This window comes from Pseudomonas sp. SWRI92 (assembly GCF_014268685.1).
Classification (GTDB): Bacteria; Pseudomonadota; Gammaproteobacteria; order Pseudomonadales; family Pseudomonadaceae; genus Aquipseudomonas; species Aquipseudomonas marvdashtae.
In genome coordinates this window covers 598,425-623,995 of record NZ_JABWQY010000002.1, presented here as the reverse complement: position 1 = coordinate 623,995, position 25,571 = coordinate 598,425, and the positions used below count along the sequence as shown (strand labels likewise).

Genomic DNA, 25,571 nt, shown 5'->3' with positions numbered 1-25,571 from the left:
ACCGCCACTCCAGACAAGGAGGTTCCATGTTCGATTTCCACCCCCAGCTCAAGCAGCGGTTTGCTGCGCTGCGCACGGGCGCCGAGTTCTTCTCCTTGCGTTATGTCCGCGAGTCCGGCCAGCACCTGTCGGTGCGCAAGAATGTCGCCGAACCGCCCAGCCTGAGTCGCGACGAAGGCGCGATGCTCACCGCGCGAGTCAACGGCGTCGAGGCTTATGCGGCCACCAACGACTTGTCCCAGGCCGGTCTGCAAGCGGCGCTGGCACGGGCCGAGCAACAGGCCCGCCAGCTCAAGCCCCACGCCTTGCTCGACTTGCGCGAGCAACCGGTGTCCAGCGACCGCGCCGATTATTTCTCTCCTCATTTCGACCAGGCCTTCCTACCACTGGGCGATTGCTACCAGTTACTCGCCGACGAGTCGGCTGCAGTGCCGGCGGACGAGCGCCTGGTGAACTGGCAAGTGAGCATTGGCCTGACCCAGGTCGAACAGATCTACCTCAACAGTGCTGGCGCCGAACTGCGCCAGGCCCAGCGTTACATTTACCCGGCTTTGGACGTGACCGCTTTCGACGGGCAAGACAGCCAGACCCGAACCTTGGGCCGCGAGAACTTCGGCCAGCAAGGCGGCTTCGATGTCATCCGCCGCTGCGGCCTGATCGGTGCCGGCCCGAAAATCGCCGACCAGGCCCTGCAACTGCTGATGGCGCCGAACACCCCGCAAGGGCCGCGCGACCTGCTGCTGATGCCCGACCAGATGATGCTGCAGATCCACGAGTCCATCGGTCATCCGCTGGAACTGGACCGCATCCTGGGGGACGAGCGCAATTACGCCGGCACCAGCTTCGTCAAGACCAGCGATTTTGGACAGCTGCAATACGGCTCCAATCTGCTGAACGTGACCTTCGACCCGGACATTCCCGAAGAACTGGCCAGTTACAGCCATGACGACGACGGCACCGCCGCGAGCAAGCAGTTCCTGATTCGAGAAGGCCTGTTGCTGCGACCCTTGGGAGGAGCATTGTCGCAGTTTCGCGCCGGCCTCGACGGTGTCGCCAACAGCCGCGCCTGCGGTTGGAATCGGCCGCCCATCGATCGCATGGCGAACCTGAACATCGAGCCCGGCGACCAGACCCTGGAGCAATTGATTCAGGGCATCGAGCACGGTGTGCTGATGCGGACCAACCGCTCCTGGTCGATCGACGACGCTCGCAACAAATTCCAGTTCGGCTGCGAATGGGGCCAGTTGATCGAGAACGGCGAACTCAAGGGCGTGGTGAAGAACCCCAACTACCGAGGCATCTCCGCGCAATTCTGGAAGAGCCTGAAGGCGGTGGGCGATTCCAGCACGTCGCAAGTCCTGGGCACGCCAAACTGTGGCAAGGGCGAGCCGAACCAGGTGATCCGCGTCGGCCACGCGTCGCCGGCCTGTGTATTCAGCAATATCGATGTGTTTGGGGGAGACGCCTGATGAGTACGATCACCAATGAGTCTGGGGCGTTCAAGGCGTTGGTCGATTGGTTGCGCAATGCGTTGCACGGCCCTGAACAATTCACCCTGGGCTATGCCGCCGAATCCTCGGCTTTCGTGCGTTTCAACCACGGCAAGGTTCGCCAGGCCGGACAGGTGCAGCAGGCCAACGTCAGTCTCAAGTTGATCGACGAGGGCCGTCATGCCGACTTGCAGATCACCTTGTCCGGCGACACCGGGACCGACCTGCAACGCTTGGCCGAAGGCTTGCAACAATTGCGCGACACCTTGCCGCTGCTGCCAGCCGATCCCTACCTGCTGCTCAATCACAATCACTGGCAGAGCAACAATGTGCAGGATCATCCGCTGCCCGAGACCCCGCAGGCCGTCGCAGAAATCACCCACGCCGCCAAAGGCCTCGACCTGGTCGGTTTTTACGCCGCCGGCCCCATCAGCCGTGGCTTCGCCAGTTCCTCGGGGGCATTTGGCTGGCATCAGGCCAACAGCTTCAATTTCGACTTCAGCTTGTTTCATGACAACGGCCAGGCCGTAAAGGCAAGCTATGCCGGACACGCATGGAGCAGTGAGGAATTCGCCCGGCGCTTCGAGCAAGCCCGCGAACAATTGACGTTTCTTGGCCGGCCACTGCGCACGCTGCCGCCTGGCGAGTACCGCGCCTACCTGGCGCCGGCTGCGCTGGAGGAAATCATGGGCATGCTCAGTTGGGGTGGGTTCTCGGCGCGGGCAATCGCCAGCAAGCAAAGCCCGCTGCAGAAGTTCTATGCCAACGAAGCCAACTTCAGCCCCAACGTGTGGCTGACGGAGCAGGTCAGCGGCTCCTTGAGCCCGGCATTTTCCGACGAAGGCTATCCACGCGATGACCTGGCGCTGATTGCCAAGGGCACGGCCAATGCCCGGTTGGTCAATTCCCGCAGCGCCGCCGAATACGGCGTCACCGCCAACGGCGCCAGCAGCTACGAATACCCGACAGCGCTGGAAATGAAAGAAGGTCACCTGGAGCAAAGGCATGTGCTTGAGGAACTCGGCACTGGCTTGTACATCAGTAACCTGTGGTATCTGAATTATTCCGACCAACCGGCCGCGCGCCTGACCGGCATGACCCGCTTCGCCACGTTCTGGGTCGAGAACGGCCAGATCCAGGCACCGGTCAGCACCATGCGTTTCGACGACAGTGCCTATAGCCTGCTCGGCTCGCAACTGGAAGCCCTGACCCGAGAGCGGGAACTTCTGCTCTCGGCCAGCACCTACAGCCAGCGGGCCACGGCCTCGATGTTGTTGCCGGGGGCGTTGGTGAAACGGTTGACGTTGACGCTGTAGCACCAAGAAGATGGCTTCACCCTCCTGTGGCGAGGGAGCTTGCTCCCGCTCGGCTGCGAAGCAGTCGTAATCCAGGCGACGCGATCTTTCAGGCATACCGTGTTGGCCGGTTGGGGGTGCTTCGCCCCCCAGCGGGAGCAAGCTCCCTCACCACAAGAGCGTCCTTGCCACGGGTAGCTGTTCATTTTTTTCAAGATCCCTCACCACAGGTAACTGTTCACTTTTCATACAAGAGGTCCCATGCCCAACCGCGCCCCACTCGACGCCGTCACCGCCCGCTGGCTTCCGTGGGTGGTGGCAATCGCGTTCTTCATGCAGTCCCTGGACGGGACCATCCTCAACACCGCCCTGCCCGCCATGGCCAGCGACCTGGCGGAAAACCCGCTGCGCATGCAGGGCGTGATCATTGCCTACATGCTCACCGTAGCGTTGCTGATTCCGGCATCGGGCTGGATCGCCGACCGTTTCGGCACCAAGAAGATTTTCTTCGGGGCGATCCTGTTGTTCAGCTTCGGCTCGCTGCTGTGCGCCTTGTCGAACTCATTGAGCATGCTGATCGGCGCCCGGATCGTCCAAGGCCTGGGCGGTGCATTGATGCTGCCGGTGGGCAGGCTGGTGGTGTTGCGGGCGTATCCGCGCTCGGAGCTGGTGCGGATCATGGGCTTCATCACCATCCCCGGCCTGCTCGGCCCACTGATCGGGCCGACCATGGGCGGCTGGATGGTGGAATACCTGACCTGGCACTGGATCTTCATCATCAACCTGCCGGTGGGCGTGATCGGCTGTTACGCCGTGTGGAAGTTCATCCCCGACCTGCGTGGCAGCGAGCGCACGCGGTTCGATGGGCTGGGGTTCCTGCTGTTCGGCGCGGCGATGGTGCTGATCACCATCGCCATGGAAGGCCTCGGTGAACTGCACTTGCCGCACCTGCGGGTGATGTTGCTGCTGTTTGGCGGCATGGCCTGCCTCGCGGCGTACTGGTTGCGGGCCGGGCATGTCGAGAACGCGTTGTTCCCGCCGTCGTTGTTCAAGACCCGGACCTTCGCCGTGGGCATCCTCGGCAACCTGTTCGCGCGCCTGGGCAGCGGTGCCCTGCCGTTCCTCGTGCCGCTGCTGTTGCAAGTAGCGCTGGGCTATTCACCGTCCCAGGCTGGCATGAGCATGCTGCCCTTGGCGGCGGCGGCCATGGTCGCCAAGTCCGTGGCCCGACCGTTGATCGAACGTTTTGGCTACCGCGCCGTGTTGACCAGCAACACCTTGGCCCTGGGCCTGATGCTGGCGAGCATGGGCCTGGTCAGCGAACAGACGCCGTACTGGCTGCTGCTGGCGCAACTGGCGGTGCTGGGGGCGATCAACTCGCTGCAATTCACCGCGATGAACACCGTGACCCTGATCGACCTGGACGACGCCAGCGCCAGCAGCGGCAACAGCCTGTTGTCGGTGGTGGCGCAACTCTCACTGAGCCTTGGCGTGGCCTGCGCCGGCGCCCTGCTCGGCGGTTTCACCGCCCAGGTTGGCAACGATGGCGTGGATACGGTATTGGGTGCGTTCCAACTGACATTCGTGACAGTGGGGATCATGGCGATGCTGGCGGCGACGATTTTCTCGCAGTTGTCACGGGAAGACGGACGGCGGGTGAAGCGGCCGGATGAGCATATCGAGCACTAGCTTCGATAAAGCCAGGTCGCTTTTGTGGCGAGGGAGCTTGCTCCCGCTCGGCTGCGCAGCAGTCGCAAACCAGGCGATGCGATCCTTCAGGTACACCGTGGTGTCGGTTTGGGGGCGCTTCGCACCCCAGCGGGAGCAAGCTCCCTCGCCACAGGGAATTCGTCCGCCTCAGGACAGCGCCACAGCTCGTCCAGAACGTTCGAAGAAAGTGGCACGAGGCTGCTACACTGCGCGACATTTTGTTTTGCAGGCCAGTCCCGTGACCACCATTGCCACCGCTTTTAATACTTTGCCGCTGTCCGCCGCCATGCTGGCTAACCTCGAATCACTCGGTTATGCCCAGATGACGCCGATCCAGGCGCAAAGCTTGCCGGTGATTCTCAAGGGCATGGACCTGATCGCCCAGGCCAAGACCGGCAGCGGCAAGACCGCGGCCTTCGGCATCGGCCTGCTGAATCCGATCAATCCACGCTTCTTCGGCTGCCAGGCATTGGTGATGTGCCCAACCCGCGAGCTGGCCGACCAGGTCGCCAAGGAAATCCGTCGCCTGGCCCGCGCCGAAGACAACATCAAGGTCCTGACCTTGTGCGGCGGCGTCTCCTTCGGCCCGCAGATCGCTTCCCTCGAACACGGCGCCCACATCATCGTCGGCACGCCGGGGCGTATCCAGCAGCACCTGCGCAAGGGCTCGCTGGTGCTCGATGGCTTGAACACACTGATCCTCGACGAAGCCGACCGCATGCTCGACATGGGTTTCTACGACGCCATCGAAGACATCATCCAGCAGACCCCGGAACGTCGCCAGACCCTGCTGTTCTCCGCCACTTACCCGGTGGGCATCAAGCAACTGTCGTCCAAGTTCATGCGCAACCCGCAGCAAGTGAAGGCCGAGGCGTTCCACTCCGACGCGCAGATCGAGCAGCGCTTCTACGAGATCTCCCCCGAGGAGCGCATGGACGCAGTGGTCAAGGTGCTCGCGCATTTCCGCCCGGCCTCCTGCGTGGCCTTCTGCTTCACCAAGCAGCAGGTCCAGGAGACCGTTGACCATTTGACGTCCAAGGGCATCTCCGCCGTCGGCCTGCACGGCGACCTGGAACAGCGCGACCGTGACCAGGTGCTGGCCATGTTCGCCAACCGCAGCACCTCGGTGCTGGTCGCCACCGACGTGGCCGCGCGCGGCCTGGACATCGACGCGCTGGACATGGTGATCAACGTAGAACTGGCCCGGGATTCGGAAATCCACATCCACCGCGTCGGCCGCACCGGCCGCGCCGGTGAGAAAGGCATCGCCATCAGCCTGGTAGCGCCGTCTGAAGCCCATCGCGCCCAGGCCATCGAGCAGTTGCAGAAGTCGCCGCTGAGCTGGGACCAACTGGACAACCTCAAGTCCCAGGGTGGCGGTCCGCTGCTGCCGGCCATGAGCACCCTGTGCATCGGCGCCGGGCGCAAGGACAAGGTCCGCCCCGGCGACATCCTCGGTGCCCTGACCGGCGATGCCGGAATTCCCGGCGCCCAGGTCGGCAAGATCGCGATTTTCGATTTCCAGGCCTATGTGGCAGTGGAACGCGGCATCGCCAAACAGGCGTTGCAGCGTCTGAACGATGGCAAGATCAAGGGCCGCTCGTTGCGGGTGCGGATTCTCTGATGATGTGACGCAGAGCGTCACAGGATGCATTCCCACGCAGAGCGTGGGAATGATCGTGAGTAAGCTGAGAGGACACCGTTTTGCGCTCTACCGAAGTCGTGATCATTGGCGCTGGCGCCGCAGGGTTGATGTGTGCGCTAACCGCCGCCGGGCGCGGGCGGCAAGTGGTGTTGCTGGACCACGCCAACAAGGCCGGCAAGAAAATCCTCATGTCGGGCGGTGGGCGCTGCAATTTCACCAACATGTACACCGAACCTGGCAACTTTCTCTCGCAGAACCCGCACTTCTGCAAATCGGCCCTGGCCCGTTACACCCAGTGGGATTTCATCGCACTGGTGGCCAAGCACGGCGTGCCCTACCACGAGAAAAAACTCGGCCAGTTGTTCTGCGATAACAAATCCAGCGACATCCTCGGGATCCTGCTGGACGAGTGTGACCAGGCCGGCGTGAGCTTGCACCTGGACACCTCAGTCCAACAGATCGAAAAAGCCGAAAGCGGTTACTTGTTGCAAACCACCCTTGGAACCATCTGCTGCCAATCCCTGGTGATTGCCACCGGCGGGCTGTCCATCCCAACCCTGGGCGCCACCGGCTTCGGTTATCAGGTGGCGAAACAGTTTGGGCATCAGTTGCTGCCAACCCGCGCCGGGCTGGTGCCGTTCACCATCACCGATCAGCTCAAGGCCCTCTGCACCGAGCTTTCCGGCACGTCGGTGGATTGCCTGGTCAGCTGCAACGACCAGAGTTTTCGCGAGAACATTCTGTTCACCCATCGCGGCCTGAGCGGCCCAGCGATCTTGCAGATTTCGTCGTTCTGGGAGCCGGGCGACACGGTGCAAATCAACCTGCTGCCCGACCACGACGTGCCGCAATGGCTGCAACAGCAACAGGCCGAACGCCCCAACAGCGAACTCAAGACGCTGCTGGGCGAGCTGTTCACCAAAAAAATGGCCAACCTGCTGGCCGATACCTGGTTCGTCTCCAAACCGATGAAGCAATACACCCACTCGGAGCTGGCCGACATCGCAGAAAAACTGGCGAGCTGGAACGTGATCCCTGCCGGCACCGAAGGCTATCGCACCGCCGAAGTCACCTTGGGCGGCGTCGACACGCGGGAAGTCTCGTCCAAGACCATGGAATCGCTCAAAAGCCCAGGGCTGTATTTCATTGGTGAAGTGCTGGACGTCACAGGCCATCTGGGCGGATTCAATTTCCAATGGGCCTGGGCTTCCGGCTATGCGGCGGCGCAGTACGTCTGACCTCACCTACATTGAGCCTGCCTCTGTGGCGAGGTGCGTCATTGCATCCCGGAACACTTTTTGCTGTCGCAAGTGATCGCCGCCATTGCATCGGCGTCATTACTGCCTCAATTTAGCGTCATTGCCCGTCAGGCCCTTGCACTTCATGTCATCGACCTCGTTTAGCCAATCCTTGCGTCGCCTCTGGGCGTTGGACAAATTCAGTTATAGCGTGCGGGTGTTCATCGCCCTGACCGGCAGCATGGGGCTGTGCTGGTATCTGGATCAGATGGCGCTGCTGATCCCGCTGTTCCTGGGCATCATCGCCAGCGCCCTGGCCGAGACCGACGACAGTTGGCAGGGCCGTCTCAATGCGCTGGCCGTGACGCTGGTCTGTTTCACTGTCGCCGCGCTGTCGGTGGAGTTGCTGTTTCCCTACCCAATCCTGTTCATCATCGCCCTGGCCTTGGCGGCTTTTGGCCTGACCATGCTCGGCGCCTTGGGCGAGCGTTATGGCGCGATTGCCTCGGCCACCCTGATTCTCTCCGTCTATACGATGATCGGCGTGGATCAGCGCGGCGGCGCGATCACTGATTTCTGGCATGAGCCCTTGCTGCTGGTGGCCGGCGCCGCGTGGTATGGCCTGCTCTCGGTGCTGTGGCATGCGTTGTTTTCCAACCAGCCGGTGCAGCAGAGCCTGGCGCGACTGTTCCGCGAACTGGGGCGTTACCTGAAACTCAAGTCATCGCTGCTTGAGCCGATCCGCCACCTGGATATCGAAGCCCGACGCCTGGAACTGGCCCAACAGAACGGCCGCGTGGTCGCCGCGCTCAACAACGCCAAGGAAATCATCCTGCATCGCGTCGGCAATGGCCGGCCGGGCTCGAAAGTCAGCCGCTACCTGAAGTTGTACTTCCTCGCGCAGGACATCCACGAACGCGCCAGTTCTTCGCACTATCCCTACAACGCCCTGGCCGAAGCTTTTTTCCACAGTGACGTGCTGTTCCGCTGCCAACGCCTGCTACGCCAGCAAGGCAAAGCCTGCCAGGCACTGGCCGAGTCGATCCAGCTGCGCCAGCCGTTTGTCTACGACGACAGCTTCGCCGAAGCCTTGAACGATTTGCACGCGTCCCTTGAGCATCTGCGCATCCAGAGCAACCCGGCCTGGCGCGGCTTGCTGCGCTCGTTGCGGGCCTTGTCGGTAAACCTCGGCACCATGGACCGCCTGCTCAGCGATGCGAGCAACCCCGACGCCCTGGCCGACGCCACCGACAGCAGCCTGCTGGACCGTTCGCCGCGCAACCTCAAGGACGTCTGGCTGCGCTTGCGTACTCAACTGACGCCCACCTCGTTGCTGTTCCGTCATGCCCTGCGCTTGCCCCTGGCCCTGAGCGTGGGTTACGCCATGGTGCATCTGATCCACCCGTCACAGGGCTATTGGATCATTCTCACCACCTTGTTCGTCTGCCAACCCAACTACGGCGCCACCCGGCGCAAGCTCGGCCAGCGGATCATCGGCACCGCCATCGGCCTGACGGTGGCCTGGGCGCTGTTCGACCTGTTCCCGAACCCGCTGGTGCAGTCGTGTTTCGCCATCCTCGCCGGGGTGGTGTTCTTTACCAACCGCACCACGCGCTACACCCTGGCGACAGCGGCAATCACCATCATGGTGCTGTTCTGCTTCAACCAGGTCGGCGACGGCTATGGACTGCTGCTGCCAAGGCTGTTCGATACCTTGCTTGGCAGCCTGATCGCCGGGTTGGCGGTGTTCCTGTTCCTGCCTGACTGGCAAGGTCGGCGACTGAACAAAGTGCTGGCCAACACGCTGACCTGCAACAGCATCTACCTGCGCCAGATCATGCAGCAGTATGCGGCGGGCAAAAGCGACGACCTGGCCTATCGCCTGGCCCGACGCAACGCCCACAACGCCGACGCGGCGTTATCAACCACGCTGGCGAACATGCTGATGGAGCCCGGGCATTTCCGGAAGGAAGCCGATGTGGGGTTCCGCTTCCTGGTGCTGTCCCACACCCTGCTCAGCTACCTGTCGGGGTTGGGCGCCCACCGGGGCACCGAGTTGCCAGCGGATGTTCGCGAGCAACTGATTGATGGCGCTGGCGTGAAACTGGCGACGAGCATCGATGAAATCGCCCAGGGCCTGGCGAGCAAGCAACCGATTGCCATCCAGAGCGACGAAGAAGAAGCCCTCGCCAGTGAGCTGGAGCAAATGCCCGATGAAATCGACGAGGGCCAGCGGCTGGTGCAGACACAACTGGGTTTGATCTGCCGCCAACTGGGACCGTTGCGCACACTGGCAGCGCACCTGATCAAGGACACCAGCGAAGCATGAAGACTTTGGGCCGGGCACCCTACATCCCGTGCGCCTTCAGTAGTCGCGCATAACTGCCATCGGCTTTCATCGCCGCGATCTCCCGGTCAAACCCAGCCACGATTTGCTCGTGCTCGGGGTTCTTCAGGCTGACCAGGATATGCAGGCTGTTCTGGCTCAACGGCTTGGGCAGGAATTCCACAGCGTTACGCACCTTGGCAGATTCACGACTCAGGTAATAACGGGCGACGTATTCATCCTCCAGGGTCAGCTTCACCCGGTCGGCGACCAGCATGCGAACGGCCATCGCAAAGTTGTGCACGGGGACTTTTTGCACCTGCCCATCCTCATCGAACGCTTTTGAATAGGCGTAACCGCGTACCACCGCGATGGGAAACTCGTACAGTTGTTGCAGGTTATCGAAGTCAATGTCCGCGTCCTTGCGCTTGATGAAGCGCACGCGATTGAGCAGGTATTCGGCCGAGAACTGGCCCACATGGGTGCGCTCCTCGGCATACCAGGCGTTGATCAGCACGTCATAGCGTCCTTCGCTGATGCCCAGCATCGCCCGGGCCCAGGGCACCTGCTCGAAGTCGCTGGCATACCCCGCCCGCGCCAGCGCAGTGGTGACAATATCGGTCGCCAAGCCACCGTTGACCAGCGTCGAGTCGGTAAAGGGCGGCCAGGCATCGGCGACCAAGCGCAGCTTTTGCGCGCAGGCGTTGTGGCTCAGCAACAGCAACCCGACCAAAGCAAGAGCTCGATGCAATCGCGGCATGCCAAACATCCTTGACGGGTTCAAAGCCCGGTTTGTTTTTAGCCCGAAACTCAAGGGATACCCTGGGATATCCGGTCCTAACGTTAGCTCATCGAAGCCGCTGCGCAGTGAAGGATTGAAGATTACACAAAGAAGACAAACTCGCGACACATCGATGATGGCATTTTGACCTTTATCGCACATTTTCCGACAAACCGCAGAAAGACATCCAAGGCCAAGGCGCCTAATATCGGCATCAAGTTCTCAAGGAAATTCAAAATGGAAATCGAATGGGTCTGCAAACATCACAGTGACCTGAACAAGGAACAGCTATACGCCATTCTAAAACTGCGCGCCGACGTCTTTATCGTCGAGCAGAACTGCGCCTACCCGGACGTCGACGGACTGGATCTGGAGGGCGATGCGTGCCACCTGATGGCATGGCAGGACAATCACCTGGTGGCCTACCTTCGCCTGCTCGACCCCCATTCGCAAAACAGCGATGTGGTGATTGGCCGGGTCGTCATAGCGCCCAACACCCGGGGACAAGGACTGGGGCACATACTGATGGAACAAGCCCTCAAGCAGGCCGAAAGGCACTGGCCCGGGACGTCGATCTCATTGTCGGCCCAGGCGCATCTGCAAGGGTATTACGGGCGGTATGGGTTTGAAGCGGTAGGTGTCGAGTACCTGGAAGATGGGATTCCACACATCGGCATGCACCGACCTTAAGGCTCACAAGGCGCCAACGCTGCCATTCCCCAATTCCTCAGGGATACTCCAGCACCGCTTTGATCCGATCCAGATTCTGCTCGATCCACCGCCGATCAATGGCGCCCCAGTCGCGAATCCGGTAACGCCCGGCATGGTTCCGGGCGCCCTGCTCTTGCTCGAATTCGCAAGTGATGTCCAGGTCAGCCAGTGCCGCGACAGTATCCTGGGCGGTGCGCCGGGGCATGCCGGTGGCCTCGGTGAGGGCGGGGATGTTACTGGCCGTGTCGCTGTCGATCAGGTACGCCACATACAAGCGGCGGTAGAAGCTGCTCTTGGTCTTGCTGACGTCCATTCGGTCATTCCTTGTCTTGTTGCAAATCCCGCCAGGTGAGGTAAACCCGCAAGTCGAATTCCACTTGGTGGTAGCCCGGCAGCATGTGCTCGCACAATTGATAGAAGGCCTTGTTGTGGTCCGACTCCTTGAAGTGGGCCAATTCGTGCACCACGATCATCTTCAGGAATTCAGGTGCCGCGTCCTTGAACAACGAAGCGATACGAATTTCCTTCTTGGCCTTGAGCTTGCCGCCCTGCACTCGCGACACCGCCGTGTGCAAGCCAAGCGCGCGATGAGTCAGGTCGAGGCGATTGTCGAACAGCACCTTGTCGATTGCCGGGGCGTTACGCAGATATTGCTGCTTGAGGTCCAGCGCATAACCGTACAAAGCCTTGTCGCTCTGGATCGGATGGCGGCCGGGATAACGCTCGCGCAGGTAATCACCCAATCGATCCTGGGCAATCAGTTGTTGCACCTGGGCTTGCAGGGCGGCGGGGTACGCCTGGAGGTATTTGAGCACGGTCATCGGGCGGCAACACAATCAATGAGGCCGCCAGTGTAGCGAATTCAGGCCTGCACCGCGCTCCAGTCGAACGGCCGCGCAAAGGCGTCGGTGTCCTCGGCCATCAAGGGCCGCGCGACGAGAAAGCCCTGCACGTATTCGCAGCCGTGGTCCTTGAGCCACTGATATTGCGCCTGGGTCTCGACCCCCTCGGCGATCACCCGCAAGCCTAGATGAATGCATAAATCAATCACCGAGGCGGCCAGCGCGGCATCCCGTGGCGAGTCCGGCAAACGGGCGATCAAATGCCGGTCCAGCTTGAGCGTATCGAGTTCCAGGTCGCGCAGATGCGTCAGCGAGCAGGGGCCGGAACCGAAATCGTCCAGCGCGACCCGCACCCCCAAGTGGCGCAACAGCCGCAACTGCTTATGGGTCTCGTCGGGGTTGCGCATCAGTGCATCCTCGGTCACCTCGACCTCCAATTGCCGAGGCTTCAACGCATGGCGCTCCAGAACCTGACGCAGTTCGGTCACCAGGTTGGGCATGCCGAACTGCGTGCTGCTCAGGCTCACCGCCAGCACCAGGTCATCGGCGAAAAAGCGTTCCCAGACTTTGCGCTGGGCCGCGCTGCGATGATAAATCCAACTGCCAAGCCGACTGATCAGTCGCGCCTCCTCCAGCAAGGGCAGGAACAAGCCCGGAGGCACATCGCCGACGCTCGGATGCTGCCAGCGCAACAGCGCCTCGAACCCGCGGATTCGCCCGTCGCGAATGTCCACTTGCGGCTGATAGACCATGTTGAAGTCACGGTTCTCGATTGCCGAGCGCACGCTTTCTTCAAGCATCAACCGTGAACGGGCTCGACCGTTCATTTCGTGGTCGTAAAAACGATATTGCTGGCGACCGGCACGCTTGGCTTCGTACATGGCAATGTCGGAGGCGCGCAACAAACCATCCAGATTGGAGCCGCAGTCCGGGTAGGTCGCAATACCGATACTGGCGCCCAACGCCACGTCCATGCCTTCGATCTGCTGGCAGACCGAGACGCGCTCGATGAGCTTTTCGGCAATCTTGGCTGCTTGCTCGGGCACTTCCAGATCCAGCAAGGCCGTGAACTCATCACCGCCCAGTCGCGCCAGGATGTCGAACGGACGCAGGCAAGCTTTCAATTGTTCCGACACCCAGCGCAACACTCGGTCGCCGGCATCGTGTCCCAGGGAATCATTGACGCGCTTGAAGCCATCGAGGTCCAGGTACAGCAGCACCCAGTTGCTTTCCGACCGTTCGCTGCGCATCAACAGGTTTTCCGCCGTCTGATAAAACCCCCTGCGGTTGAGCAAGCCAGTCAGCGGGTCAGTAACGGCCTGGAATTCGAGCTGCTGATGCAGGTGACGAACCACCGACATGTCCTGGAGCGTCACCACCATGGCCTTTTGCTCTGACGACAACGGCGCGCAAGACAAGGCCACCGACACCTGCTGGCCGGGCGCGGTACGCAACACTGCGTCGTGCAGGCGCCAGGTTTCGCCCCGCTGATAAGCCGTATGAATCTGCGAACCCGCCCAATCGGGAATGTGGGGTTTCTGCAGGAAATCCAGGAACGCCCTCCCTTGCAGCAGGTCGGCGGTGGCGTTGAGCAAACGGCACGTGGACGGGTTGGCGAAACGGATGCACCCACTCTCATCCACCACCAGGATGCCTTCGGCGGCGTTGTCCAGTACCGAGGCGTTGAAGGCCCGGGCGGCTTCCAGATCCTGGCTCAGGCGCTGCAAGGCCCGGCGATTGCGCTGGTGCTCCAGCAAGGCATGGACCTTGGGCTTGAGGATTTGCGGGTCGAACGGCTTGAACAGGTAATCCACCGCGCCACTGGCATAGCCCTTGATCACGGCATCCTGGGATTGCTCATTGGCCGTCAGGAAAATAATCGGCGTAAGCCGCGTCCGCTGGCTGCCGCGCATCAGGCGCGCGACTTCGAAACCGTCCATGTCCGGCATCTGCACATCCAGCAGCACCAGGTCGATGTCATGTTCAAGCAGTAGGTTCAAGGCCTCGACCCCGGAGGCCGCGGTCATGACCTGCCAATCCGGGCGCTGTAACAGCGCTCGCATGCTGAGCAGGTTTTCAGGGTAATCATCAACAATTAGCAGGACAGAGCTGTCTTCGCCAAACGGGGGTTGCGCGCATTCCATGCTGCTTCTCTTATCGGACGCCATGTCCGCCTTAGAGAGCCAGGCGGACAACATACAGTGATCTCACTCTAGACCGGCTTTCTGAAAAGCAGTAGGTGTCAACACGCCATCACCCAGGCAAAGCCCGAAATAGCCGACTAACGGTCACCCTGCTTAGGCACAAAAGCTGCAGTGACATCCACGACAGTCAATTGACGTCAAACATTCGCCGCACGGTCAACAATAAAAGCCCCTATCCAGCGTTTCGAGACGCTTCAAAGGGCGGTTTAAAGCCTCCCGACACGGCATACACCCTTTAAACATCCCGATACGCAGGACTTGGACATGATTGATCTCGCAACTTGGAACTTGAGCATTCCCGAAGGCGCCCCACCGGCGACCATTCAAACCTCCCAATTGGTTCAAGGCTTCAAGAACCAGTACTTCAATGCTGAAACCGGCACTGTGTTTTTCTGGGCGCCAGTGACAGGCGCCACGACGGCCAATGCTATTTACCCACGCAGCGAACTGCGCGAAACCAACAGCGACGGCACATTGCGCAATTGGCTTTATCCGGCGGCGGATAACAAGCTGGCCGCCACCTTGACCGTCGGCCAAGTGCCCAGCACCGGTAAGTTGGTGATTGGCCAGATCCACGCCAAGGACAGCACCAGTCCCATGGTAAAGCTGGAATACCAGTACAAGACCTACAGTTCCACCGGCAACATCGTCGCCAAGGTGCGCATGCGCCCTGATGATGCAGCGGGCCAGGTCATTACCATTGCCACGGGCATCAAGCTCAACCAGCCGTTCTCGTACCTTATCCACCTCAACCGTGCAGGTCTCTTGACCATCAGCGGTGCCGGTTATCAGTGGAGTGGCACGATCAACAGTACCTGGAGCAACAAGCCGCTGTACTTCAAGGCAGGTGTCTACGTGCAGGACAACACCGGCTACGTCACTGAAGGCGGCAAAGTGACGTTCAGCATGCTGGATATCGATCACAACCTTTAAAGCCGCTTTTTTCAAGGCCTCGCAGCAGCACGGATCGCTGCTCGCTTGCCTTCCCCTTAGGCTTCGCTTCAGCGCATAAAGACGTTGATAGCGGCAGTGCCATAAGGCCATCGTTCAAACTGATTTCCCTCTAGCCGACTAACGGTCATCCGTCTCGGGCACAAAACCGTCAATCGCCACTCTGACGGACTGTTGACGCCAACCCTCCGCCGTACGAACGTGCCAAATGTTCGCCGCCGCACTCCCATTGGCGTCTGTAAACGCGCGTCTTAGAGCCTCCGGCTGTGGCGTAAATCATTTCTTCTTCTCAGAAAGGATCCGAACATGGTCGATCTTGCCACCTGGAACTTGAGCATCCCCGAAGGCAGCCCGCCGAAGACCATCGAAACACCTCGATTGGTGAGCGGGTTCAGGGACAAGTATTTCAACTCCGAAGGCAGCGCGGTTTATTTCTGGTCACCCGTCACCGGTTCCAAGACTGAAAATGCGATCTACCCGCGTAGCGAATTACGCGAAACCTATAAAGACGGCACCCTGCGCAACTGGCTGTACCCGGAGGCCGACAATCAATTGCGCGCGACGCTGGTGGTCAGTCAGGTTCCCAGCAGCGGCAAGATTGTCATTGGCCAGATCCATGCCAAGGACAGCAACAAGCCCATGGTGAAGCTTGAATACCAGTACAAGGATGCCAGCGACACCGGCAACATCGTCGCCAAGGTGCGCATGCGCCCCAATGACAGCAAAAGCCGGGTTATCACAGTGGCGACCGGCGTGAAGCTCAATCGAGCCTTTTCTTATCGGATCCACCTCGATCGCACCGGCGACTTGGGCATCACTGCTGCGGGCAATAGTTGGTACACGACCATCAGCGCCACCTGGAAGGTCAAACCGCTGTATTTCAAGGCGGGGGTGTATGTGCAGGACAACACGGGCTACACCAGCGAGGGTGGCAAGGTGACGTTCAGCAAGTTGGATATCGATCACAACACGTGAGATTTCACTTCCGAAAATCTCGTAGAATTTACACGCTGTGGCGAGGGAGCTTGCTCCCGCTGGGCTGCGAAGCAGCCCGCTTTTCCGCCAGACCCACCGCATGCACCAGTTTTACGGCGACTGCGCCACCGAGCGGGAGCAAGCGGCCTCGCCACGGGGGCCGGTGCGCTCTGTGCCTTACGACTCATTTCTGCACCAATGGCTTCCCCCGGAACCGCAACGGTGCCGAATCATGAAGCGCGGCAAGCCGACCCGAATCCCACTCCCTTTGCATACCGTCCAGCAACTCTCCATCAATTCGATGCCCACCGCTCGCTAATGCCTGGCTCATGGCATCGGCGATTCGTTCGATGATCAAAGCGGGCTTATCAACTTTGCAATGCTTGCGACCGAACTCGATCAATTGCTTGCGATCAGGATAATTTTTTACCTTGTTCATCTTGATCGCCAATGTGCGATCTACCAGCGAGCGGCCAGACTTGGGGTTGTAGTGTTCATAAACCGTGGTGGTGGTGACATCAAACACCGGCGCCAACCGCACGCTTTCTGGCGCGTCCGGATGCGTATAGATAACACCAAAGTTTTTTAGATGAGCGTCGCCGTTGCGCACCATGACCGAGAGGCACACCGAAGAAAAAAAGCGCTCCAACTCGCGAACCGGTTCAGCGTGACGGCATACTTGTTCCACTACTGCGGCAAGGATTTCGTAGCTTTGGGAGTATTTGTAATTGTCGTGAGGGTCTTTGTGTAGGCCGAGCAACACCGCCATGTCCTCAAACCCCAACCGTCCGGAAGGGGTCAGGTCAAACCTCTCCATTACAAACAACTCGCCGTTTTCCGAGAGCCAGAATGGCGGCGTTTCAAGCCCTGCCAGGCGAGCCGCCTCTAGACAAAGAAATTCGTTTTGCGCCAGGTGGGCATACTCATCTGCACCGGATTTAACGATCAGATCGGAGCTGAGCATGGTTTTTCGATCACCCGTCAGCTTGTCCAAGTCAGGCACGAGTACCTTGGGCTGCACGCCCGAAATACCCGACTCGAAATACGTATCGACCAGAAAATCAAAGACGCTTTGTGAGACGTCTGCCAACAAGATGTCCTGTAGTCCGACTTGAGCACGGACGGGGTGCAAAGCCTCGGTAGGATTTACATAGCTAAGCCGTCCGATTTGATTGCCGCCTATCACCGACAGCAGGCGCATATCATCCACTTGCATATGCCTGGCCATCCGGCGCTTGATCTGGTCCGCCAGAAAACCCTCAGGCACATTCATGTCGAATATCGGATGAAGGATATTGCTGACTGAAGGCGTGGGGTCATAGGGCATGACCAGTGAAACCTCCCGAGCCGCCTCGGCACTGGCATAAGCAAACGAGAATTGCGAACCTTTGGACAAGTCGCCGCTATAGCCTTGTGGTGTCATGACATTGAGCAGCTTGATCCTACTCATCATGCTCCACCAGATCCGCAAGGGATTTGAGGTCGATGCGTTTATCGACGATTTCCAGTGCCATCCCCAATGCCGACACGACCCGAAACAGGGTGTACACGGCCACGTTTTCGCCGGCTTCAAGGTCGATGATTGTCTTGCGATTGCAATTGGCTTTTTCGGCGAGCCGCTGTTGGCTATAGCCTTTTGCACGGCGTAGCGTGCGCATTCTTTCGCCTAAAGCGGAAGGATTGAGTATCAGCATAATGTCCACCACAACGGACTTTTTACGAACGAAAGCTGAGTATGTCCTTTATAGCGGACATTTCAAGTGTCTTTTGACCACCCGTTTTTTAGCAAGCGAGAGGTAACGCTCGGCATGCTGACTGCTGAAGAAACTCTGCTTCTGAAAATCTCGTAGGAAACTGCCCGTTGTGGCGAGGGGATTTATCCCCGCAGGGCTGCGAACCGGCCCCTCTTCTCGCCAGACCTACCGTATGCACGGGTTTTACGGCGGCTGCGCCCCCGAGCGGGAGCAAGCTCCCTCGCCACAGGGGCGGTGCGTCCTACAGGGTCGATTTTGGCCTCGAAAATTTCCTCTATAGTTCGGTGGGTCTGCTGGCTTTGGTCAGTGGACGAGGGTTTCGCAGCCCGTGTGAGTTAGAATCACGACCGTCAGAAATCGACATAGGCCTCTCCTGCCGACGTCGGCTTTTCATGGCGGCTGTGTGTGGGAGATCTTCGGGTCTGCCGGGCTTCTAACTCCTCGGTCTGCGAACCCGCACATGGCTGCCACCCAATTTGTTTCGCAGCGAACGGTGGCAAATACTTTTTCTTGAGTTAGAGGTTTGTCATGAAAGCCGAACAATTGCTCAGCCGCTTCACTCCACTCACGCCGATCGCCACCACCCACCCTGTCCTGTTCATCGATAAAACCGCCCCACTGACCGAGCTCCACGCCTGCGCCAGCGAACGCTTGCATGCCACGCTCGACTACTTGACACTCATGGCCTGCGCCACCCTGCGCGATTCGGCCGCCGGTGACTTCAACACTCTCACCAATGTTGCTCGGATCCTGATCCAGGATGTCACCGACGTGTTTGGCGTCATTGAACAACGCGGCCTCGAAGATCAATAAAGGTTCTTCTTTGGGAGCGAGCCTGCTCGCGAAGCGGCAAAGCGTGAATCCACTGACACACCGCGAGCGCGAGCAAGCTCACCTTAATCTTATTCAGGAGGCTTATCATGCATAGCACTCTACAGCTCAGCATCACAGCGCCTGACCAGATGGCCGATGTAGTGAAATCCAAGATGGCTGCGGGTGATCACGCCATTGAACATGAAGTCATTCGTGATGGCCTCCGCGCGCTGTTGGCTCATGATCGGGCTTTGGAAAACTGGCTCGTAGGCCAGATAGGCCCGGCTTACGACGCCTTGAAAGCCGACCCCTCGCGAGCGCTCAGCGCTGATCAGGTACGCTCTCGATTGGCAGCAGAACATCAGACCGCAGCTGTAAAACCCTGAATGATGTATTCCGTCGAATTTGCACCGGAAGCCCTTGAGCAGTTAGCTGCAGTGTGAGCTCAACGATTGACACGCAGATCCCGAACATAAAAAAACCCGCATCACTGCGGGTTTTCCAAACAACGCTAAACCATCAATTAACCTTAGCGTTCAACTCACCCTTCAAATACCGCTGATACATAGCTTCCAAAGAAATAGGCTTGATCTTCGAAGCATTACCCGCCGTACCAAACGCCTCATAACGCGCAATACACACATCCCGCATCGCCGTCACAGTCGCGCCAAAGAACTTACGCGGATCAAACTCACTCGGATTGGTCGCCATCAACCGACGCATCGCACCAGTGGAGGCCAGACGCAAATCGGTGTCGATGTTGACCTTACGCACGCCGTACTTGATGCCTTCGACGATTTCTTCAACCGGCACGCCGTAGGTTTCCTTGATGTCGCCACCGTACTGGTTGATGATCGCCAGCCACTCCTGCGGCACCGAGGACGAGCCGTGCATCACCAAGTGGGTGTTAGGGATGCGTTTGTGGATTTCCTTGATGCGGTCGATGGCCAACACGTCGCCGGTAGGTGGCTTGGTGAACTTGTAGGCGCCGTGGCTGGTGCCGATGGCGATGGCCAGGGCGTCGACCTGGGTTTTCTTGACGAAGTCCGCGGCTTCTTCCGGGTCGGTCAGCATCTGGCTGTGGTCCAGCACGCCTTCGGCGCCGATGCCGTCTTCTTCGCCAGCCATGCCGGTTTCCAACGAACCCAGGCAACCCAACTCACCTTCCACCGACACGCCGCAGGCGTGGGCCATGGCGACGGTCTGCTGGGTGACGCGTACGTTGTACTCGTAATCGGTCGGGGTCTTGCCGTCTTCGCCCAGGGAACCGTCCATCATTACCGAGCTGAAGCCCAGTTGGATGGAGCGCTGGCAGACGTCAGGGCTGGTGCCGTGGTCTTGGTGCATGCACACCGGGATGTGCGGGAATTCTTCGATCGCCGCAAGGATCAGGTGGCGCAGGAACGGCGCGCCGGCGTATTTGCGGGCACCGGCCGAAGCCTGGACGATCACCGGGGAGTCAGTCTTGTCAGCGGCTTCCATGATGGCGCGCATCTGCTCAAGGTTGTTGACGTTAAAGGCTGGGACGCCGTAGCCGAACTCGGCTGCGTGGTCCAGCATCTGACGCATGCTGATAAGTGCCATTGTGTGTGTCTCTCCCGGTCGAGGGTCGTTAATCGTGCCAGCCTGCCGGAGCGGCGGCGGCTATTCAAGTCATTGCCGGTCGGGCTGGCCCGGCCTGCGTGTTCGGTGTTGCAAAAATCGTAGCGCTTGCATGGGGCCTTGGAATCGGTTCAGTCAGCCTTGCAGCCACGCCCAATCAAGTCATTGGTAGCGACCCAATACGCCAGGCCTTCCTGGCCTTTTACGTGAAACGCCAGCATGTCATCACTGTACAGCGAACCTTCAGCGCCCGGTTCCAGCTTGAGGTGATAGACCTTCTCGGCGCCTCCCAGGCGTACGTCGACTTCCTTGTGAGCGGCGTCGGCATAACGCCAGAGCACCTTGGCCTCGCTGTCACACGTCCAGCTCGTCCAGCCCCCTACGGCAGGCTCGGACGACTGCAAAAAACCCAGTTGCGAGCAACCGGCCAACAACGCCAATGCCACAACGGCGATAAAGCCTTTCATCCGTGTTCCTCGGCTGACGGCCCGCGCCGCCCGCCCTGAGTTAAGAGTCTGACCCGTCAAGGGCAACCATGTTCCTTGACCGGCGCTTGCGTCTCGTATTTATCCAGGCCGTCCGGGCCGGATCGCTTGTTCAGCACCGGGTTGGTCTCGGCCTGCCAGTCAGCCTGGTAGCAGCCATCCTCGGGCGTTGGCGCCGCGGTATCGGGCGCCGTGGCTTCCGGGCTGCTCGCGCAGGCCGCCAGCAATGTCGCGGCCATCAGCGTCATGAACGTCTTGACCATCGGAACACTCCTTTGCCTGGTCAACGTTGCCTCAGGCCTTGGCCCGGCTTTCCAGGACTTCCACGGCCGGCAACACTTTGCCTTCGACGAATTCGAGGAACGCGCCGCCACCGGTAGAAATGTAGGAGATCTGCTCGGCCACGCCATATTTATCGATGGCCGCCAGGGTGTCGCCGCCGCCAGCGATGGAGAACGCGGCGCTTTCAGCGATGGCCTGAGCCAGCACCTTGGTGCCGTTGCCGAACTGGTCGAACTCGAACACGCCGACCGGACCGTTCCACAGGATAGTCTTGGAAGACTTCAGCAATTGGGCAAAGTTGGCGGCGGTTTGTGGGCCGATGTCGAGGATCATGTCGTCCTCGGCCACGTCGGCGATCAGCTTGACGGTGGCGGTGGCGCTCTCGGCGAACTCCTTGGCGACGACCACGTCCACCGGCAGCGGCACGCTGACCTTGCCGGCGATTTCACGGGCGATGTCCAACAGGTCCGGCTCGTACAGCGACTTGCCGACTGGGTGACCGGCTGCGGCGAGGAAAGTGTTGGCGATACCGCCGCCGACGATCAACTGGTTGCAGACCTGGCTCAGGCTGTTGAGCACGTCCAGCTTGGTGGAAACCTTGGAGCCGGCAACGATGGCGGCCATCGGTTGGGCCGGAGAGCCCAGGGCCTTGCCCAACGCATCCAGCTCGGCTGCCAGCAGCGGGCCGGCAGCGGCGATTTTTGCAAATTTCGCCACGCCGTGGGTCGAGCCCTCGGCACGGTGAGCGGTGCCGAACGCGTCCATTACGAACACGTCGCACAGGGCGGCGTATTGCTGGGCCAGTTCATCGGCGTTCTTTTTCTCGCCCTTGTTGAAGCGCACGTTTTCGAACAGCACGACGTCGCCGACCTTCACGTCGACGCCGCCCAGGTAATCAGCCACCAGCGGCACTTCGCGGCCCAAGGCCTTGCTCAGGTAATCAGCGACAGGCTTGAGGCTGTTTTCGGCTGAAAACTCGCCCTCGGTCGGACGGCCCAAGTGGGAGCAGACCATTACGGCCGCGCCTTTTTCCAGGGCCAGCTTGATGGTCGGCAGCGAGGCCAGGATACGCGCGTCGCTGGTGACAACACCGTCCTTGACGGGGACGTTGAGGTCTTCGCGGATCAGTACGCGCTTACCTTGCAGATCGAGGTCGGACATCTTCAACACGGTCATGGGTCGCAATTCCTGGGTAACTGTTTAGAGAGCAGGTTTATTGGAAGCTATTTGCAGGTAATGCTCGGCAACGTCCAGCATTCGATTGGCAAAACCCCATTCGTTGTCGAACCAGGCCAGGATGTTCACAAGCCTGGGCCCGGAAACGCGGGTCTGGCTGGCATCGACGATGGCCGAATGTGGGTCGTGGTTGAAATCACAACTGGCATGGGGCAACTCGGTGTAGGCCAAAAGGCCTTTGAGCGGGCCGCTGGTGGCGGCTTCGCGCAGGATCCGGTTGACCTCGGTGGCGTCGGTATCGCTCACGGTCTGCATCGTAATGTCGAGGCAGGACACGTTGACCGTCGGCACCCGCACGGCTTTGGCCTGAATTCGTCCCGCAAGTTCCGGCAACAGCCGTTCGATGCCGCGCGCCAGACCAGTGGACACCGGGATCACCGACTGAAAGGCCGAACGGGTACGACGCAAGTCCTCATGGTGGTAGGCGTCGATCACCGGTTGATCATTCATCGCCGAGTGGATGGTGGTGATCGACACATATTCCAGACCAATGGCCTGGTCCAGCAGGCGCAACAGCGGCACGCCGCAGTTGGTGGTGCAGGACGCGTTGGACACCAGCAGCTCTTCGCCGGTCAGGCAATCCTGGTTCACCCCGTAGACGATGGTGGCGTCGACATCCGCTTCGCTGGCCATCGGCTGGGAGAACAGCACCCGTGGCGCGCCGGCAGCGATGAAGCGCTGGCCATCGTCGCGGGTGTTGTAGGCACCGGAGCACTCAAGCACCAGATCAACGCCCAGGGACGCCCAATCAATGCCTTCGGGGGTGGCGCTGCGCAGGACCTTCACGCAATCGCCATTAATATGCAGACAATCGCCCTCGACCCGCACTTCGCCGGGGAATCGGCCGTGGGTGGAGTCAAAGCGTGTCAGGTATTCGATGCTGGCCATGTCAGCCAGGTCATTGATCGCCACGATTTCGAAACCGGCCGAGGCCCCTCGCTCGAACAACGCACGCAAGACGCAACGACCAATGCGGCCGTAGCCGTTGAGTGCAACTTTGTAGGGACGCGGTTGGGGCATGGGGTTCTCTGATCGGGTTGAACCATTGAGGCAGTGTCGTCCGGGCCAGCACTATCGCAGGAAAGCCCGCTCCCACAAGGCCGGTAAAAACCGTGTGGGGGCGAGCTTGCTCACGATAGCGTCAGGACAGACAACCTGTTTACGGATCAGTCTTCCAGCAGTTCTTCAGCCTGACCCAGGATATTTTCCAGGGTGAAGCCGAATTCCTCGAACAGCGCTGGCGCAGGCGCCGATTCGCCGTAGGTGGTCATGCCGATGACGCGGCCTTCCAGGCCAACGTACTTGTACCAGTAATCGGCGTGGGCGGCTTCAATGGCAATCCGCGCGCTGACTTGCAGCGGCAGCACGGCCTGCTTGTAGCCGGCATCCTGGGCATCGAACACGCTGGTGCACGGCATGGACACGACGCGCACGTTGCGGCCCTGCGCGGTCAGCTTGTCAAACGCCTGAACGGCCAGGCCCACTTCCGAACCGGTCGCGATCAGGATCAGCTCAGGCTCGCCGATGCAGTCCTTGAGCACGTAGCCGCCGCGGGTGATGTCGCTGATCTGGCCAGCATCGCGTTCCTGATGCTGCAGGTTCTGACGAGAGAAGATCAGCGCTGACGGACCGTCGTTACGCTCGATGGCGTATTTCCAGGCCACGGCCGATTCCACGGCGTCGCATGGGCGCCAGGTGTCCAGGTTCGGCGTGCAGCGCAGGCTCGCCAGTTGCTCGATCGGCTGGTGCGTCGGGCCGTCTTCGCCCAGGCCGATTGAATCGTGGGTGAACACGTACAGGATGCGTTTTTTCATCAGCGCCGACATGCGCACGGCGTTGCGGGCATATTCCATGAACATCAGGAAGGTCGCGCCGTAAGGCACCAGGCCGCCGTGCAGGGCAACGCCGTTCATGATCGCGCTCATGCCGAACTCGCGAACGCCGTAGTACATGTAGTTGCCGCTGGCGTCCTCGGCGCTGACGCCTTTGCAGCCTTTCCACAGCGTCAGGTTGGAACCGGCCAGGTCGGCCGAACCGCCCAGCAGTTCCGGCAGCAATGGGCCGAAAGCGTTCAGGGTGTTCTGGCTAGCCTTGCGGCTGGCGATGGTCTCGCCCTTGGCCGCGACTTCAGCGATGTACGCCGAGGCTTTTTCGGCGAAGTCGGCCGGCAGTTCGCCGCTGAGGCGACGCACCAGTTCGTTGGCCAGCTCAGGGAATTCGGCGGAGTAGGCCGCGAAACGCTGGTCCCACTCGGCTTCGGCCGCACGGCCTTTTTCCTTGGCATCCCACTCCGCATAAATGTCGGCCGGGATTTCGAACGGACCGTGCTCCCACTTCAGCGCGGCGCGGGTCAGGGCGATTTCCTCGGCACCCAGTGGCGCGCCGTGGCAGTCTTCCTTGCCCTGCTTGTTCGGCGAGCCGAAACCGATGGTGGTCTTGCAGCAGATCAGGGTCGGCTGGGTGCTCTTGCGAGCGGTCTCGATGGCGATCTTGATTTCTTCAGGGTCGTGACCGTCGACGTTGCGGATCACCAGCCAGTTGTAGGCCTCGAAACGCTTCGGGGTGTCGTCGGTGAACCAGCCTTCGACTTCGCCGTCGATGGAAATGCCGTTGTCATCATAGAACGCGATCAGCTTGTCCAGGCCCAGGGTGCCGGCCAGGGAGGCGACTTCATGGGAAATGCCTTCCATCATGCAGCCATCACCCAGGAACACGTAGGTGTGGTGATCGACAACGTTGTGACCTGGACGATTGAACTGCGCGGCCAGGACTTTTTCTGCCAAGGCAAAACCCACGGCATTGGCCAGGCCCTGGCCCAATGGACCGGTGGTGGTTTCCACGCCCGGGGTATAGCCATATTCCGGGTGGCCCGGGGTGCGGCTGTGCAGCTGGCGGAAGTTTTTCAGGTCATCGATCGACAGGTCATAACCGGTCAGGTGCAGCAGCGAGTAGATCAACATCGAGCCGTGGCCGTTGGACAGCACGAAGCGGTCACGGTCAGCAAACGCTGGGTTGCTCGGGCTGTGCTTGAGGTAGTCGCGCCACAGCACCTCGGCGATATCCGCCATACCCATGGGGGCACCGGGATGGCCGCTGTTGGCCTTTTGCACGGCATCCATGCTAAGGGCACGAATGGCATTGGCACGCTCACGACGGCTGGGCATCGCTGATCTCCTGGGTTTTGAATAACGAAACTGAAAAAAGGCGAGCATTTTCCCTCACCCACCCGCC

At 60.2% G+C, this 25,571-nt stretch carries 23 protein-coding genes; 11 read left to right on the top strand and 12 right to left on the bottom strand.

All coding sequences use genetic code 11. From position 1 onward, the window contains the following. The first annotated feature begins 26 nt into the window (after positions 1-26). From HU762_RS06220 to yccS, 6 genes are all read left to right on the top strand, one after another. On the top strand, positions 27-1,469 hold the full coding sequence (locus HU762_RS06220) for a TldD/PmbA family protein (protein WP_186634262.1): 1,443 nt from the start codon (positions 27-29) through the stop codon (positions 1,467-1,469). Further along, positions 1,469-2,806, top strand: coding sequence for a TldD/PmbA family protein (locus HU762_RS06215; protein WP_186634259.1), 1,338 nt, complete (start codon positions 1,469-1,471; stop codon positions 2,804-2,806). The genes HU762_RS06220 and HU762_RS06215 overlap by 1 nt, the downstream gene beginning before the upstream one ends. Positions 2,807-3,046: 240 nt before the next feature. Continuing rightward, entirely contained in the window at positions 3,047-4,474 is a 1,428-nt protein-coding gene (gene mdtD / locus HU762_RS06210) for a multidrug transporter subunit MdtD (protein WP_186634256.1), read from the top strand. Between the two features lie 307 nt (positions 4,475-4,781). Further along, a complete protein-coding gene (gene dbpA / locus HU762_RS06205) occupies positions 4,782-6,119 on the top strand; it encodes an ATP-dependent RNA helicase DbpA (protein ID WP_238340361.1) in 1,338 nt (445 codons plus the stop codon). Between the two features lie 80 nt (positions 6,120-6,199). Beyond that, on the top strand, positions 6,200-7,378 hold the full coding sequence (locus HU762_RS06200; protein ID WP_186634253.1) for an NAD(P)/FAD-dependent oxidoreductase: 1,179 nt from the start codon (positions 6,200-6,202) through the stop codon (positions 7,376-7,378). Positions 7,379-7,523: 145 nt separating this feature from the next. Continuing rightward, positions 7,524-9,707 (top strand): YccS family putative transporter, encoded by a 2,184-nt coding sequence (yccS, locus tag HU762_RS06195; protein ID WP_186634250.1) that lies wholly within the window; start codon positions 7,524-7,526, stop codon positions 9,705-9,707. A 19-nt stretch (positions 9,708-9,726) separates the two neighbouring features. Here the strand turns inward: yccS and HU762_RS06190 are convergent, their stop codons facing one another. After that, positions 9,727-10,464, bottom strand: a complete 738-nt coding sequence (locus tag HU762_RS06190) for a transporter substrate-binding domain-containing protein (RefSeq protein ID WP_186634248.1) — start codon at positions 10,462-10,464, stop codon at positions 9,727-9,729. Positions 10,465-10,722: 258 nt separating this feature from the next. On the opposite strand from HU762_RS06190, the gene HU762_RS06185 reads away from it, so the two are divergent. After that, positions 10,723-11,175 carry a GNAT family N-acetyltransferase gene (locus HU762_RS06185; RefSeq protein WP_186634245.1) on the top strand — a complete coding sequence of 151 codons (453 nt, stop codon included), beginning with the start codon at positions 10,723-10,725 and terminating at the stop codon, positions 11,173-11,175. 37 nt (positions 11,176-11,212) lie between these two features. Here HU762_RS06185 and HU762_RS06180 read toward each other — a convergent pair whose 3' ends face one another. The 3 genes from HU762_RS06180 to HU762_RS06170 are packed head-to-tail and all read right to left on the bottom strand — an operon-like array spanning position 11,213 to position 14,182. Next, on the bottom strand, positions 11,213-11,509 hold the full coding sequence (locus HU762_RS06180; protein WP_186634242.1) for a winged helix-turn-helix domain-containing protein: 297 nt from the start codon (positions 11,507-11,509) through the stop codon (positions 11,213-11,215). A 4-nt stretch (positions 11,510-11,513) separates the two neighbouring features. Further along, positions 11,514-12,017, bottom strand: a complete 504-nt coding sequence (locus tag HU762_RS06175) for a M48 family metallopeptidase (RefSeq protein WP_186612981.1) — start codon at positions 12,015-12,017, stop codon at positions 11,514-11,516. 41 nt (positions 12,018-12,058) lie between these two features. After that, positions 12,059-14,182, bottom strand: coding sequence for an EAL domain-containing protein (locus tag HU762_RS06170; RefSeq protein WP_186634239.1), 2,124 nt, complete (start codon positions 14,180-14,182; stop codon positions 12,059-12,061). 324 nt (positions 14,183-14,506) lie between these two features. On the opposite strand from HU762_RS06170, the gene HU762_RS06165 reads away from it, so the two are divergent. After that, on the top strand, positions 14,507-15,175 hold the full coding sequence (locus HU762_RS06165; protein ID WP_186634236.1) for a polysaccharide lyase family 7 protein: 669 nt from the start codon (positions 14,507-14,509) through the stop codon (positions 15,173-15,175). A 324-nt stretch (positions 15,176-15,499) separates the two neighbouring features. Beyond that, on the top strand, positions 15,500-16,168 hold the full coding sequence (locus HU762_RS06160; RefSeq protein ID WP_186634232.1) for a polysaccharide lyase family 7 protein: 669 nt from the start codon (positions 15,500-15,502) through the stop codon (positions 16,166-16,168). 184 nt (positions 16,169-16,352) lie between these two features. On the opposite strand, the gene HU762_RS06155 is transcribed toward HU762_RS06160, so the two are convergent. Together HU762_RS06155 and HU762_RS06150 are read right to left on the bottom strand one after the other, a co-directional pair. Continuing rightward, entirely contained in the window at positions 16,353-17,618 is a 1,266-nt protein-coding gene (locus tag HU762_RS06155) for a type II toxin-antitoxin system HipA family toxin (protein ID WP_186634229.1), read from the bottom strand. Beyond that, positions 17,611-17,862, bottom strand: coding sequence for a helix-turn-helix transcriptional regulator (locus tag HU762_RS06150; protein WP_186634227.1), 252 nt, complete (start codon positions 17,860-17,862; stop codon positions 17,611-17,613). Before HU762_RS06150 ends, HU762_RS06155 begins: the two co-directional genes overlap by 8 nt. A 588-nt stretch (positions 17,863-18,450) precedes the next feature. Between HU762_RS06150 and HU762_RS06145 the strand changes: the two genes are divergently transcribed. Both HU762_RS06145 and HU762_RS06140 read left to right on the top strand, forming a co-directional pair. Further along, positions 18,451-18,735 carry a fructose-bisphosphate aldolase gene (locus HU762_RS06145; protein ID WP_186634224.1) on the top strand — a complete coding sequence of 95 codons (285 nt, stop codon included), beginning with the start codon at positions 18,451-18,453 and terminating at the stop codon, positions 18,733-18,735. A gap of 107 nt (positions 18,736-18,842) precedes the next feature. Beyond that, positions 18,843-19,121, top strand: a complete 279-nt coding sequence (locus tag HU762_RS06140; RefSeq protein ID WP_186634221.1) for a type II toxin-antitoxin system ParD family antitoxin — start codon at positions 18,843-18,845, stop codon at positions 19,119-19,121. A gap of 133 nt (positions 19,122-19,254) precedes the next feature. On the opposite strand, the gene fba is transcribed toward HU762_RS06140, so the two are convergent. The 6 genes from fba to tkt all read right to left on the bottom strand — a co-directional run bounded on the left by fba (position 19,255) and on the right by tkt (position 25,504). Beyond that, positions 19,255-20,319 (bottom strand): class II fructose-bisphosphate aldolase, encoded by a 1,065-nt coding sequence (fba, locus tag HU762_RS06135; protein WP_003177554.1) that lies wholly within the window; start codon positions 20,317-20,319, stop codon positions 19,255-19,257. A gap of 149 nt (positions 20,320-20,468) precedes the next feature. Further along, complete coding sequence (locus HU762_RS06130) at positions 20,469-20,804, bottom strand: MliC family protein (RefSeq protein ID WP_186634219.1); 336 nt, start codon at positions 20,802-20,804, stop codon at positions 20,469-20,471. Positions 20,805-20,860: 56 nt separating this feature from the next. Continuing rightward, positions 20,861-21,085, bottom strand: coding sequence for a hypothetical protein (locus HU762_RS06125; RefSeq protein ID WP_186634216.1), 225 nt, complete (start codon positions 21,083-21,085; stop codon positions 20,861-20,863). A 31-nt stretch (positions 21,086-21,116) separates the two neighbouring features. Continuing rightward, positions 21,117-22,280 (bottom strand): phosphoglycerate kinase, encoded by a 1,164-nt coding sequence (locus HU762_RS06120; protein WP_186634213.1) that lies wholly within the window; start codon positions 22,278-22,280, stop codon positions 21,117-21,119. A 24-nt stretch (positions 22,281-22,304) separates the two neighbouring features. Continuing rightward, the gene (epd, locus tag HU762_RS06115; RefSeq protein WP_186634210.1) at positions 22,305-23,360 is read right to left on the bottom strand and encodes an erythrose-4-phosphate dehydrogenase; all 1,056 of its coding nucleotides are present in this window, start codon (positions 23,358-23,360) and stop codon (positions 22,305-22,307) included. 146 nt (positions 23,361-23,506) lie between these two features. Then, a complete protein-coding gene (tkt, locus tag HU762_RS06110) occupies positions 23,507-25,504 on the bottom strand; it encodes a transketolase (RefSeq protein ID WP_186634207.1) in 1,998 nt (665 codons plus the stop codon). Positions 25,505-25,571 lie beyond the last annotated feature (67 nt).